This is a genomic window from Rhodococcus sp. NPDC127527, from assembly GCF_042672245.1.
GTDB lineage: Bacteria > Actinomycetota > Actinomycetes > Mycobacteriales > Mycobacteriaceae > Rhodococcus_G.
In genome coordinates this window covers 70,523-84,106 of sequence record NZ_JBHXVP010000002.1, presented here as the reverse complement: position 1 = coordinate 84,106, position 13,584 = coordinate 70,523, and the positions used below count along the sequence as shown (strand labels likewise).

Genomic DNA, 13,584 nt, shown 5'->3' with positions numbered 1-13,584 from the left:
TGTGACGCGGGTCGCCACCGTTCAGCGGAAGTCCCGCGACTTGCCCGTCATCCGCAGGTCCATTCGCTGCAACCGGTCGGCGACCACCGTCACCGCCCCCTCCGCGTTCTGCACCTTCCCGCGGACCAGCAGTGCCGGGGCGGTGTGCGCGAGGGTGCGATAGCGGGCCCACAACCCCACCGAGCAGACCACGTTCACCATCCCCGTCTCGTCCTCGAGGTTGATGAAAGTGACCCCGGCCGCGGTCGCCGGGCGCTGCCGATGGGTCACCGCCCCGCCGACGAGCACCCGGTCGCCGTCGGGCACGGCCAGCAGACCGGACGCCGGGATCACACCCAGCGCATCCAACTGCGGGCGCAGGAACTGGGTGGGATAGGTGTCCGGGGACACCCCGGTCGCCCACACGTCTGCCGCGGCCAGTTCCACGTCGCTCATGCCTGGCAGGGTCGGCGAGGTCACCGAGGTTCCCATGCCCGGCAGCCGGTCCGGTCGCTCCCCCGCCGCCGCACCCGCCGCCCACAGGGCCTGTCGCCGCGAACCGGAGAAGCAGGCCAGCGCGCCCGCGGTGGCCAGCGACTCCGCCTGCGCGGTGGTCAGTTCCACCCGACCGGTCAGGTCGAGCAGCGACGCGAAGCGCCCACCCTCGCACCGTGCGGCGACGATCTTCTCGGCCAGCGCCGACCCGACATGCCGGACTTCCCCGAGCCCGAGTCGCACCTCGGCACCGCCGCACTCGAGGCTCGCGTAGGCCAGGCTCGCGTTCACGTCCGGCCCGTGCACCGTCACCCCGTGCCTGCGGGCGTCCGCGACCAGTGACTGTGGCGAGTAGAACCCCATCGGCTGGGCCCGCAGCAGACCGGCGCAGAAGGCTGCCGGATGGTGCAGCTTGAACCACGCCGAGTAGAACACCAGCGAGGCGAAGGACTGCGAATGACTCTCGGGGAAACCGAAGTTCGCGAAGGCGTACAGCTTCTCGTAGATACGGTCCGCGACCTCACCGGTGATGCCGTGCAGTTCCCGCATGCCGTCGTAGAGCCTGCCCCGCAGCCGCTCCATCCGCTCCGGGGAACGCTTGGAGCCCATCGCGCGGCGCAACTGGTCGGCCTCCGCCGCGGTGAACCCGGCGACGTCCACCGCCATCTGCATCAACTGCTCCTGGAAAAGCGGTACCCCGAGGGTGCGCTCGAGGGAGTTCTCCAGTGCGGGATGGTCGTAGGTGACGGGCTCGATCTCGTTGCGGCGCCGAATGTACGGGTGCACCGACCCGCCCTGGATGGGCCCGGGCCGGATCAACGCAACCTCCACCACCAGGTCGTAGAAGGTGCGGGGCTTCAGCCTCGGCAGGGTTGCCATCTGCGCCCGGGACTCCACCTGGAACACCCCGACCGAGTCTGCGCGGCAGAGCATCTCGTAGACCGCGGCCTCGGACAGGTCCAGTGCCGCCAGGTCCACCTCGACGGCCTTGTGCTCGGCGACCAGGTCGATCATGTAGTGCAGCGCGGAGAGCATGCCGAGCCCGAGCAGGTCGAACTTGACCAGGCCCACCGCGGCGCAGTCGTCCTTGTCCCACTGCAGGACGCTGCGGTTCTCCATCCGCGCCCACTCCACCGGGCACACGTCCGCGATCGGGCGGTCGCAGATCACCATGCCACCGGAGTGGATGCCGAGATGTCGTGGAAAACCCTCGATCTCGCCGGCGAGATCGAGCACCGCGGGTGGAATATCCGTTCCCTGCTCGCCCTTCACGCCCGTCCACCGGCTGACCTGCTTGCTCCAGGCGTCCTGCTGGCCCTGCGAGTAGCCCAGGGCGCGGGCCATGTCCCGGACCGCCATCTTGCCGCGGTAGGTGACGACGTTGGCGACCTGAGCGGCGTAGTCACGGCCGTATCGGTTGTAGACGTACTGGATCGCCTCCTCACGTCGGTCGGACTCGATGTCCACGTCGATGTCCGGCGGCCCGTCTCGCTCCGGGGACAGGAAGCGCTCGAAGAGGAGCTTGTTGCCGACCGGGTCCACGTTCGTGATGCCGATGGCGTAGCAGATCGCCGAGTTGGCCGCCGAGCCACGCCCCTGGCAGAGGATGTCGTTGCGGCGACAGAAGGACACGATGTCGTGCACCACCAGGAAGTAGCCCGGAAAGCTCAGCTGCGCAACGACGGCCAGTTCGTGTTCGATCTGCCGGTAGGCGTCGGGTCGGCGCTCGGGGGTGCCGTAACGGCGGCGTGCGCCTGCCATCGCCAGCTCGCGCAGCCAACTGTCCTCGGTGTGCCCGTCCGGGACGTCGAAGGGCGGCAGCTTGGGCGCGATCAACCGCAGGTCGAACGCGCACTCACGGCCGAGTTCCGCCGCGCCCGGCACCGCAGTGGGATGCGCGGCGAACAGTCGCGTCATCTCCGCCCCCGAGCGCAGATGCGCTCCCCCGGTCGGCGCCAACCAACCCGCCGCCTCGTCCAGACTCCGCCTGGCCCGGACCGCGGCCATCGCCATCGCCAGCCGCCGCCGCTGTGGATCGGCGAAGTGCGCGGCGGTGGTCGCGACGACCGGTAGCCCGCATCGGAACGCGAGGTCGGCCAGCGCGGTATTGCGTTCGTCGTCCTCCGCGATCCCGTGGTGAGTGAGTTCGACGCTGACCCGATCGGCGCCGAATCGTTCGACGAGCCTGCGCAACTCGTCCTCCGCGGCCGCGACGCCGCCGTCCGCCAGCGCGCCGCGCACATGCCCCTTGCGGCAGCCGGTGAGGATCTGCCAGTGCCCGCCGGCCGCGTCGGTCAGCGAATCGAGATCGTAACGCGGTTTGCCCTTCTCGCCGCCGACCAGGTGCGCGGCCGCGATCTGCCGGGACAGTCGACGGTAGCCCTCGTGCCCGCGCGCCAGAACGAGCAGGTGCGTGCCGTCCGGATCCGGCACCCCCGCCCTCGAATTCGTTGAACCGAGCGACAACTCGGCACCGAACACGGTGCGCATGCTGAGCTCCTTGGCCGCCTCCGCGAACCTGACCACCCCGTAGAGTCCGTCGTGATCGGTCAGCGCGATCGCGTCGAGCCCCAACCGGACGGCCTCCTCGACCAGTTCCTCGGGCGAGGAGGCGCCGTCGAGGAAGCTGAAGGCCGAGTGCGCGTGCAGTTCCGCGTAGGGCACGACCGGGCCCTCGACCGGTCCCACGTGTCCCGCACGGTACTCGCCGCGCTTGCGAGACCAGGCCGGACTGTCGCTCCCGTCGCCGGGATACATCGCCTCCGGCGGGTTCCTCCCCGGACGCCCCGAGAGCACCCGCTCCATCTCCGACCACGTCGGCGGCCCGTTGCCCCAGCCCATTGCCCACACCTTCCCTGTCGCGACCGCCGCCGTGAGCCGGCGGCGATGCCCGAGCGGGGAAGTCGCATCGAACGTGTGTTCTAGAGTGCCGCGCAGCGCCGGCCGTGTCAACCGGAGCGAGCGTCGTCCGCCGTCGCCTCGTTCCCCAGTTCGCGACCCGCGGCCCGAATCCCCCGGCCCGATCAATGTGACTCGAATTCCTACCGACAGGTAGACAATTTCCCTACTCGAAAGTAAGTGGAATTGTTACCGGGAAGTAGAAAATGAATAGGTTCCGATAGTGAACCTATCGCAATTATTGCAAATGCCCAGCACGCGCCGACCGACCGGAGCCCGAAGGGGGCAAATCGGGAACCAAAGAGCTGCGACCTGGACATATGTCAAGCATTGGCGCGTTGGCGACAATTTCTTTTGTCGGTATATGCTGCGCCCGATCTGCCCCCCGGGCGGGAAATTCACGTGAATGCAGGTAACCGAAATCTGCCATTTGTATGCAATCCCGAACCCGGCGGCCGGATCGCCGCACAAGCAGCCGAAACAGATTCGACGAGCACTCGAATCCGCACACAGGGGGTCCACGAACATCAACACCACCGACAGCCAGGTCGCGCGCCGCGTCACCATGGCCGAACTTCCCGGGCTCGCAGGCAAGAGCCTCGGCGCGTCGTCCCGAGTTCTGATCACGCAGGAACAGATCAACCTGTTCGCCGACGCGACCAACGACCACCAGTGGATCCACGTCGACCCGGACCGCGCCCGCAGCGGCCCGTTCGGCGCACCGATCGCACACGGCTACCTCACCCTGTCTCTCGCCGTCGACCTCTTCTCGCACCTGCTCGACGTGACCGACTGCGCCCAGGTGATCAACTACGGGCTGGACAAGGTCCGCTTCCCAGCCCCGGTGCCGGTCGGCTCGTCAGTGGGCGCGGTCGCCGACGTGACGTCGGTCGAGCCGTGCGCCGGCGGTTACCAACTCGCGGTGACCCTCACCTTCGACGCACTGGGCGTCGACCGTCCGGTGTGCGTCGCGCAGATGATCGTGCGCTACCTCGGTGACGCCGCGGGCGCGGGTGCAACGGGAGGCGACCGTGCTTGAGCAGCTGAGGCAGCAACTGTCCGCCAAGGTCGATCCGGTCGGCTGGTTCTCCGCGAGCGCATCCGTCGCCAGGAGCGCGGCGCGCAATCCGGCGGCCGTCGCCGCCGCCACCGGCAAGCTCGCGATCGGGTTGGCGCAGATCCCGCCCGACACGGTGCGGGTGGCCGTCGGCGCGGACACCGAGCCGCCCGCCCCGGACGACTGCCGGTTCCGTGACCCCGCCTGGCGGGACAATCCGGCGTACTTCGCCGTGCTCCGCGCCTACCTGTGCGCGCGCTCGTACGCCGATCGCCTGGTCGACGCGGGTGCCGACGACGCCTTCAAGGCCGCCAAGGCCCGCCAGTTCGTCCACCTGCTGTTCGACGCCGCCGCGCCGACCAACAACCCCGTCACCAACCCGGAGGTGCTGACCCGCGCGATCGCGACGGGCGGCAAGAACCTGGCCCGCGGCGCCTCGTACCTGGTCGAGGACATCGTCAAGCGCGGCGGCCGACCGCAGCGGATCGACGAGAGCGCCTTCACCCTCGGCGAGAACATGGCCGCCACCCCCGGCAAGGTGGTATTCCGGAACGATCTGATCGAGGTGATCCAGTACGCGCCACAGACCGACCAGGTGCACGCGACGCCGCTGCTGGCCTGCCCGCCGTGGATCAACAAGTACTACATCATGGACATCGCCCCGGGCCGCAGCTTCGTCGAATGGGCGATCGCACACCGCCGGACCGTCTTCCTCATCTCCTACCGCAATCCCGACGAGTCGATGCGCGAGGTCGGGTTCGACGACTACCTCGTCGACGGCGTGAAGGCGGCGATGGACGTCGTCGAGGAGATCACCGGGGCGCCGAAGATCGACGTCGTGGGACTCTGCCTGGGCGGGGCGATGGCCTCGATCGCGGCCGGTTACCTGTCCGGCACGAACGATTCCCGACTGGGCACGTTGACGTTGGCAAACACCCTGCTCGACTACAGCAACCCCGGCGACCTCGGCCTGCTGACCGATTCCGACACCCTCGGCAAGTTGGACGTCCTGATGGCCAGGGAGGGTTACCTGGCGGGCGAGGACATGGCCCTGACCTTCGACCTGCTGCGGGCGAACGATCTGATCTTCCGGTACTGGGTCAGCCGCTGGATGCTCGGGGACAAGCCGCAGGCGTTCGACCTGCTGGCGTGGAACGAGGACTCGACCCGGATGCCCGCCGCGATGCACAGCACCTACCTGCGCACGCTCTACGGCGAGAACCAGTTGGCACAGGGCGCGTTCACGATTGCCGGACAACCGATCTCGCTGGCCGACGTAGACAGTGACGTGTACATCGTGGGCGCGATCGACGACCACATCGTGCCCTGGGAGTCGTCGTACGCCGGCGCCCTGCTGTTCGGCGGCAAGGCGCGCTTCGTCCTCTCGAACGGCGGACACATCGCCGGCATCGTCAACCCGCCGGGGAAGAAGAGCTGGGTCGAAACGCTCGGCGCACCCGAGGACGCGGACACCCCCGCGTTGCCGACGGATTCGGCGACCTGGCGGACGTCGGCGCAGCGCCGCACCGTCTCGTGGTGGGACGACTGGGCCGCATGGGCAGGGCCTCGGGCCGGCGAGCTGCAGGCGCCGCCGCCGATGGGAAGCGTTGAGCACCCGGCTGCCGGAAATGCGCCCGGCACATACGTTTTCAGCTGACCAAGCCGCAAACACTGGACCGTTAGCAGTCATCGTGCTAACTTGCTAACAGAAGTCCGAACCACACGAGGAGACACCACATGGCCGCACAGGCAACGTCCACCACCGGCGCCACCGCCGGCACCAAGAACGTCGTCGCCGAGGGCGTCGAGTCCATCACCAAGTCCTTCGACGAGAACCTCGAGCGCGTGCAGGGACTCAACGAGAAGTTCGTCGATGCCGCGAAGCTGAGCGGCAACCTGTCGCTCGACACCTACGAGAAGGCGATCTCCTCCGTCCTCGACTTCCAGAAGTCGATCGCCGGCGCCGCCAAGCTGGACTGGCTGACCGCCGTCGTGGACGCGCAGACCTCACTGGTCATGGGCGTCAGCACCGCCGCCACCACGGCCGCCCGCGAGATCCTCAAGTAGCCCGACCGCGTCACCGATCGGCCCTCGGACGGTTCCTCGAACCGACCGAGGGCCGATCGTCGTCACCACGAGAACCGGGGGGTACGGGTTGATGTTCGGAACTCACGAATTATTCTGGGCCGCAACAGAAATACCGAGGAAGTTGGTGGCGTCGACGGCGGCCGGCTGGAACGGATACCTGCGCTCGGCCGCCCGGCGCGGCGCCACCCCCGCCGGGATGGCGCTCGACTGCGTCGAGTTCTGGCGGGCCGCGACGCGACGCCGGCCGACCCGATTCGCGCATCCGAACACCGTCAGGCGCGTGTGGCCACTGGCCCGGTTGCGAGAGTTCTCGCCGATCGCGGACGGTTCTGTCGCCACCCTGGTGCTGCCACCGATGTCGGGACACGCATCGACCGTCGTCGACCTGACCGCCGACCGCAGCCTGATCGCGACCGTCCGCGATGCGGGCCTGACCGGAGCACACTGCCTGGAATGGCTGTCGACCGGAGCACAATCCTCGCCCACCGGCATCGACGACGTCGTTGCGGTGATCTCCGCCGCGATCGAGGATCTCGGCGGCACGGTAAACCTGGTCGGCTACTCGCAGGGCGGTTGGCTCGCGACTGTGTACGCCGCGCTGCACCCGGCACAGGTGCACACGCTCACCGTGGCTGCGGCACCGATCGACTTCGCACTCGGCATTCCGGGGACGCGCAACATGCCCGGCGGCCGACCCGACACCGAGCTGCCCGGCCTCGCGACCGCGTGCCGCGCGACGGGCGTCCCACCCGCGAGCGCCGCTGCGACCGCGCTCCGGCTGGCCGAATGGCCCGAGGAGTGGGCCCGGTTGATGGACCTGTGGGCACACATCGGCGACCCGGCGCGAGTAGCGGCGCACGTCGCGTTCGAGAGCTGGCTCGATGCGCCGCAGAAGGTCCCACCGGACTTCTACCGGTGGACTGCGCTACACCTGTTCCTGCGCAACGAGCTGGTGCGCGGTGAGCTGGAGGTGAGCGGCCGGGTCGTCGATCTCGGTGCCATCGCCTGTCCCCTGTTCCTGCTCGCCGGAACCCGCGATCGAATCGTCCACGCCCGGCAGTTGTGGGTGCTGGCCGACCACGTCTCGACCTCGCGGAACCGGATCACCCGCCGGGCGATCGACACCGGCCACCTCGAGATGATCACGGACCCGGGCGTGCTCCGAGAGCACTGGCTGCCGATCCTTCGCGAGGTCGCGGAACTGTCCGGGACGTGACTCACGCACCGTCGCCGGGCTGGTCCGGGTCCGAGGACGCGGACCGGTCGCGGGGCGACACTCCCCCGCGTCGCCGTTTCGCGACAGTCACCTCGCGGAACGTCTCGTACATCTCCTCGAGCGTCGCCCGCTGCGCCTTGGTCAGATCCGAGTCGCGGCGGATCGCGGCCACCACGTCCGGCAGCTGCAGCGCATCGGCCCGTTGCACCTGGGCTGCGAGTATGTCGGCGGAGGTGTGCAGGTGCTCGGCGATCGCCTCCAGCACCTGCTCACTCGGTTCCCTCAGGTTTCGCTCGATCTGCGAGAGATAGGGATTCGAGATCCCGACCAGCTCGGCGAACTTGCGCATCGGAACCGCCGCCAGCTCGCGCTGTTGCCGGATGATTTCGCCGAGTGTCGAGGGCCGGGCGTCGTCGTCCACCATGCTCGCAAGCCTACTGAACCGGGCGCCTCCGGCCGTCCCGCGCAGCACCCGCCGCGCGCGGGGAACCGGGAGAGTCAGCGAATGTCGCGCCTGTCGAAGGCGATCAACGTGGCGACGAGGAGCAGCCCGGTCGTCGCGAGCAGCACCGTGAGGGAAAGCCACGACAAGCCCTCGTCGAGCTGGTTGTCGCCGACCGCGTAGTAGAACAGCGACGCGTACTTCGCCGAGTGCAGCCAGGCGATCGCCGGCGCGAGGGAACTGACCAGATAGGACGCGGCGGCGACCGCGCTGGCAACACCGATCGCCGCTCCCCGGCTCGCCCCGGCCGCGGCGACGACCATCGCGAGCATGCCGAAGGCCAGGCCCAGCAGCACCACGCCGAGGGTGGTGCCCACCAGGTTCCACAGGTCGACGTCCAGGCTGAAGCCGCGCCCGACCAGGACACACAGTCCCGTGACGATCGGCACCGGCAGACTCAGCGCGACCATGGCGGCGGCCTTCTGCAGTGCGATCCACCGGCGCTCGACCGGCAGTGTCGCAATCAGCGCCAGCGTCCCGTCCTCGTCCTGCCCGGCGATGCAGGACGCCCCGTAACCGACGGTCACCATCAGCACGATCAGCGGGAGGAAGTTCGCGTACAGGTTCGCGTTCAACCACCCGGAGGGAGAGGTCAACGAACCGGCGATGCCGAACAGCGCGCCGAAGGTCGAGTTGCTCGAGAACAATTCGTCGAGGCCGGTGTCGTTCTTGAACGACGGGTACAGGACCACGATGATCAGCGCGTAGAGGGCCATGCCCAGCGCGTAGAAGAAGATGGACCGCCTGCGCAGCCGAAGATCGAGGCCGGCCAGGTCAATCGACATGCGCATCCTCCTGCGGCGAGTCGTCCCGGTAGTACCCGAGGAACAGTTCGTCGAGATCGGCGCCCCGCGCGCTCATCTCCACGGGTTCGAGCTCGGCGGCGACCCGCAACAGCGGCGCCACCGAGCCCGCCACGGACAGCACCACGCCGTCCGCGGTGGAGCTCACCACGCGCACCCCGTCCAGGTCCGCGAAGCTCCCCGCGTCGACCGCGCGATCGAAGCGGAACTCGACCGTGCTCGGCGCGCTGCGCCGCAGGTCGGCCACGGTGTCGGTGACCACCAGCCGGCCCTCCTTGATGATCGACACCCGGTCGGCGAGCCGCTGGACCTCGTCCAGATCGTGCGAGGACAGGAACACCGTCCGACCCTCGGCCGTCGTCTCACGGACCAGCGTGACGAACTCGTCCTGCAGCAGCGGGTCGAGCCCGGACGTCGGCTCGTCCAACACGAGCAGATCGGGGCGGTGACCGAACGCCAGCACCACACCGATCTTCTGCGCATTGCCCTTGGACAGCATGTGGACCGGCCGATCGAGTTCGACGCCGAACCGTTCGACCAGCTCGTCGCGGTAACGGCGGTCCCGCGCCCCTTGGAGCTTGCCGAACCGGTCCAGGTGTTCGCGGCCGGTGAGTTTCGGGAAGAGGGTGAGTTCACCGGGCAGGTACCCGGTCCGGCGATGGATCCGCGCCGCCTGGGTCGCCGTGTCCAGACCGAACACGGTCGCCGTCCCCGACGTGCGCCGGTAGAGCCCGAGCAGCATGCGGATGGTGGTCGACTTGCCCGCACCGTTGGGGCCGAGGAATCCGAAGATCTCCCCCTCGTCGACCTCGAACGAGACGTCCTCGACGCCCCGTCGAGGACCGAACCGGCGAGTCAGCCGATCCACCGCAATCACCGTCGTCATCGGCGCTCCCAGTCTGCGAGGATCCCGTGTGCCCGCGACGTCCGTCACCGGCGGGGACGACGCGCATCCCGATGGTGCCCGCCCGGGTCGAGCCCTGCATCACCTGCCACGGGTGACACGCGCGGGAACCACGTCAACCGAGGATCAGCACCGCGGCGCCGGTCACCCGGCCCTCCTTCAGGTCGGTGAGCGCGCGGTCGGCCTCGTCCAGCGTGTATCCCTTCGCGGTCACCAGTAGGCGATGCGTTCCCGCGAAGTCCAGGAACGCACGGGCGTCGGCGCGCGTGTTGGCGGTGACCGAGCGGAGCCGGCGCTCCTCGAAGAGGTGTCGCTGGTAGTTCAGCCGTGGGATGTCGGACAGGTGGATGCCCGCGACCGCCAGCGTCCCCCCGCGGTCGAGCGCCTCGAGCGCGGGCGGGACGAGCGTGCCCACCGGGGCGAACAGAATCGCCGAATCCAACGGCACCGGGGGCGGATCCGTCGGCCCCTGCACCGAGGCGGCGCCGAGTTCGAGCGCCAGCGCCCGAGCGTGGTCGCCGCGGGTCATCACATGCACCTCCGCACCGCGAGCGATCGCCACCTGGGCGGCCAGATGGGCGCTGCCACCGAACCCGTAGATCCCCAGTCGCCCACCCTCGGGCACGTCCGCGCAGGCGAGCGCCCGATAGCCGATGATGCCCGCGCACAGTAGCGGCGCCAGTTCCTCGTCGAGGTACCCGTCGGGCAGCCGGTGCGCGAACGCCGCAGGCACCACGGCGTACTCGGCGTACCCGCCGTCCTCGTCCCACCCGGTGTATCGCGAACCGGGGCAGAGGTTTTCCCGCCCGCGTCGGCAGTAGCGGCACTCGCCGCAGGTCTGGCGCAGCCAGCCGATGCCGACCCGGTCACCGAGCCCGAAGCCGGTTCCCACCGCGTCGCCCCACCCGACCACCTCACCGACCACCTCGTGACCGGGCACCACGAACTGCCGGTGTACGGGCAGGTCCCCCTCGGCCACGTGCAGGTCGGTCCTGCACACACCACACACCAGGACGCGGACGAGAAGCTCGGCGGGACCCGGCTCTGGAACCGACATCGACACCGACCGGAGCGGCCGGCCGCGGATCGGTCCGGGCTGACTCACCTGCCATCCCGTCATCACGCTCGGAATGCCCATGGGTCAACTGTCCGCGCTCGGCCGGCCGCACGCCAGGGATCGGGCTACTTCACGGTGACCTCACCCGACTCGGTGGCGTCCACCGACTCCCTCGTCAGCGGATCGGACTTGCACTGGAAGTTCCGGTACATGTCCATCTGGTCGCTGTAGTGCGGTGACCGGGTGCCGTCCGGTGCGATGAACCCGCTCTGCCCGGGCGGCGCCACCGTGCACAGATCGGCGATGCCGGGACCGAGGACGATCCGGTCGTTCTGGGTGCCCCGATTCATGTACGGGGACAGGCTCAGCACCTCCCCCGCGCCCGCCTGCGGAACGCCCAGGTAGTTCTTGTAGTCGAACTTGTTGGCGCTCACCGGCATCTTCCAGTTCGCCGGGTCGGGACCCTGCTCGGTTCCGAGCTTGGCCAGCGCCTGTCCGAACGTGTCGCGCAGCACCGTCATCGGGTCGGCGCCGTTGAAGAAGTCGGTGGTCTGCGGCACCCCGGCCTTCGCCCCGAGCAGGGCGTTGTAGATCAGCTTCGTGGCCTCGGCGGGGCGTGCGGTTCCGGCCGCGGGGTAGATCCTCGCGGCGTAGTCGGCGTACACGTCCGGCGGAAGATCGTCCGCGAGCACGGTCTGGAACAGGATCGGCAGCCAGGTCCGCATGATCGCGGCCTGCGGCCCGTCGTAGTTGCCGTCCGAGTCGTTGTCGGTGGCCTGACCGCTCCAGTTGCGGAGCAACGCGACACCGCCTGCGACGGGATCGGTGGCCGGGAGCTGCGCGGTGGCCTTCTCCAGGTACGGCAGCAGGTAGTCGATGTTCAGATCGGCGAAGGACGCCTGCCTGTTGATGTCCCAGATCTCGCCCGGGGTCAACTTGTCCTTCGCCTCGAGGCGACTGGTCAGCGCCCGCACCCGGTCGACCGGCGACCAGTTGTAGCCGTCGGCGAGCGCGCCCGGTGCGGACTGGTTGTTCCAGTTGGCGAGGTATCCCTGCTCGGGGTTGTACGCCTGCGGGTTGTCCGAGAAGGGTCGGATGCCCGACCACTCCATGGTGCCGTCGCCGATCGCGGGCAGCCGCAGGTCCTGACCCGCGGGCCGGACGGGCAGCCGGCCGGGCGAGACGTAGCCGATGTTCCCCTTGTCGTCGGCGTAGTACCAGTTGATGGTGATGGCGACCTTCCGCGCCTGGGCGAGGAACTCGTCCCAACTGGTGGCCTTCATGATGTCGATCCACGCGACCAGGGACTGGATCTCGTACCCGGCCCAGCTCTCCTTCAGCGAGTAGGCGCTGCCGTTCGCGGTGTCGAAGCTGGTGACCCGCCCGTGCACGGTCGAGTAGATCGGGTAGTCGACGTCCGAACCGCCTCGCACCTTGATGGTTTCGGGCCGAACGTCCATCGGCTTGTACGTGCCGTCGAACTTGTACTCGTGCTCGTTCGCGGGGTTGAGGACCTCCTGGTAGACGTCGTTGACGTCGAGCGGGCCTGCGGTTGCACCCCAGGAGATCGTCTTGTTGGTACCGAACAGCACCGTGGGAGCCGCGAACGGCGTGTTGCCCGCGACGTCGAACCCGGCGCCGTGCAGGCCGACGCCGTACACGTAGGACGGGTTGAACCAACCGAACTGCGGTCCGTTCATCAGGATCGAGGTTCCGTTGGTGGTCCTGTCCGCGCCGACCATCCAGAGGTTGCTGGCCTCGGGCTTCATGTGCGGCCAGTCGCCACCGCCCGCTTGCTTCATCCGGGTCAGGTTCGCGTCCGGCAGCGCCTGGGTCACGCCGGAGAGGCCGGCTTCCTGGGACATGGCCTGCGGCAGCTCACTTGCCGAGTGGCCGGCGCGGGGCACGGTGGTGGGGGCCGTCGGGTCCTCCTGCGGCCACACCAGCTGGTCGAACAGCTCGCGGCCCTTCCGGTCACCGTTCGCGGCCTGCAGGCTCCTGAGCACCTTCAGGTTGGCCAGTTCGCTGCTCGACTGGGAGAACCGGTTCGCCATCGTCTGCACCCAGACCATGGCGACGTCGTAGCCGGTCCAGTGCTCTGGCTCGAAGCCGTTGTCCAGGAACTGCTTCGGCATCAGCGCCGACGGATTCGCCCGCACCTCGTCGATCCGCCGGTTGCACCCGTCCGCGTACCCGTCGAAGATGTCGCGGTCCTGCTGCGGCAGCTTCGCGAGCTGATCGCGAATCGACTGCGGGTCGATGCTGTTGCGCGCTGTCTTGTCGGTCTCCAGGTAGTCCGGTCCCAGGACCTCCGCCGCGGTCCCGATCGACGACCGCTTGGCCATCTCCATCTGGAAGAGCCGGTCCTCGGCGACCGAGTAGCCGTAGCCGTAGTACAGGTCGCGGACGTTGTCGGCGTACACGTTCGGGATGCCGTACCCGTTGCGCTTGACCGTCACACCCGTCGCCGCGGCCGGCCCGGTCGAGGCGCTCGAGCAGCCGGCGAGGAGCAGACCCGCGGCCAGACCGAGCGCGAGCAGTGACTTTCGCTTGTCCATCGAACCCCTCAGATCTATTACCGTACG

At 68.8% G+C, this 13,584-nt stretch carries 10 protein-coding genes; 4 read left to right on the top strand and 6 right to left on the bottom strand.

All coding sequences use genetic code 11. The features are described 5' to 3' along the window. Positions 1-21: 21 nt before the first annotated feature. On the bottom strand, positions 22-3,315 hold the full coding sequence (locus ACFVH2_RS03355) for an error-prone DNA polymerase (protein ID WP_378422258.1): 3,294 nt from the start codon (positions 3,313-3,315) through the stop codon (positions 22-24). 622 nt (positions 3,316-3,937) lie between these two features. Here ACFVH2_RS03355 and ACFVH2_RS03350 point away from each other — a divergent pair. The 4 genes from ACFVH2_RS03350 to ACFVH2_RS03335 all read left to right on the top strand — a co-directional run bounded on the left by ACFVH2_RS03350 (position 3,938) and on the right by ACFVH2_RS03335 (position 7,733). Beyond that, positions 3,938-4,411, top strand: coding sequence for a MaoC family dehydratase (locus ACFVH2_RS03350; protein WP_378422645.1), 474 nt, complete (start codon positions 3,938-3,940; stop codon positions 4,409-4,411). Then, on the top strand, positions 4,404-6,086 hold the full coding sequence (locus ACFVH2_RS03345; protein ID WP_378422256.1) for a PHA/PHB synthase family protein: 1,683 nt from the start codon (positions 4,404-4,406) through the stop codon (positions 6,084-6,086). Before ACFVH2_RS03350 ends, ACFVH2_RS03345 begins: the two co-directional genes overlap by 8 nt. A gap of 80 nt (positions 6,087-6,166) precedes the next feature. Next, positions 6,167-6,496 carry a hypothetical protein gene (locus ACFVH2_RS03340; RefSeq protein ID WP_378422254.1) on the top strand — a complete coding sequence of 110 codons (330 nt, stop codon included), beginning with the start codon at positions 6,167-6,169 and terminating at the stop codon, positions 6,494-6,496. Between the two features lie 145 nt (positions 6,497-6,641). Continuing rightward, positions 6,642-7,733: an alpha/beta fold hydrolase gene (locus ACFVH2_RS03335; protein WP_378422253.1), complete on the top strand. Its 1,092-nt coding sequence runs from the start codon at positions 6,642-6,644 to the stop codon at positions 7,731-7,733. A gap of 1 nt (position 7,734) precedes the next feature. Here the strand turns inward: ACFVH2_RS03335 and ACFVH2_RS03330 are convergent, their stop codons facing one another. The 5 genes from ACFVH2_RS03330 to ACFVH2_RS03310 form a co-directional block, all read right to left on the bottom strand. Then, the gene (locus tag ACFVH2_RS03330) at positions 7,735-8,157 is read right to left on the bottom strand and encodes a helix-turn-helix domain-containing protein (RefSeq protein ID WP_378422251.1); all 423 of its coding nucleotides are present in this window, start codon (positions 8,155-8,157) and stop codon (positions 7,735-7,737) included. Positions 8,158-8,231: 74 nt separating this feature from the next. Continuing rightward, positions 8,232-9,020: an ABC transporter permease subunit gene (locus ACFVH2_RS03325; protein WP_378422250.1), complete on the bottom strand. Its 789-nt coding sequence runs from the start codon at positions 9,018-9,020 to the stop codon at positions 8,232-8,234. After that, complete coding sequence (locus ACFVH2_RS03320) at positions 9,010-9,924, bottom strand: ABC transporter ATP-binding protein (protein WP_378422249.1); 915 nt, start codon at positions 9,922-9,924, stop codon at positions 9,010-9,012. The genes ACFVH2_RS03325 and ACFVH2_RS03320 overlap by 11 nt, the downstream gene beginning before the upstream one ends. 133 nt (positions 9,925-10,057) lie before the next feature. After that, positions 10,058-11,062, bottom strand: coding sequence for a zinc-binding alcohol dehydrogenase family protein (locus ACFVH2_RS03315; RefSeq protein ID WP_378422643.1), 1,005 nt, complete (start codon positions 11,060-11,062; stop codon positions 10,058-10,060). Between the two features lie 62 nt (positions 11,063-11,124). Next, a complete protein-coding gene (locus tag ACFVH2_RS03310; protein ID WP_378422247.1) occupies positions 11,125-13,557 on the bottom strand; it encodes a penicillin acylase family protein in 2,433 nt (810 codons plus the stop codon). Positions 13,558-13,584 lie beyond the last annotated feature (27 nt).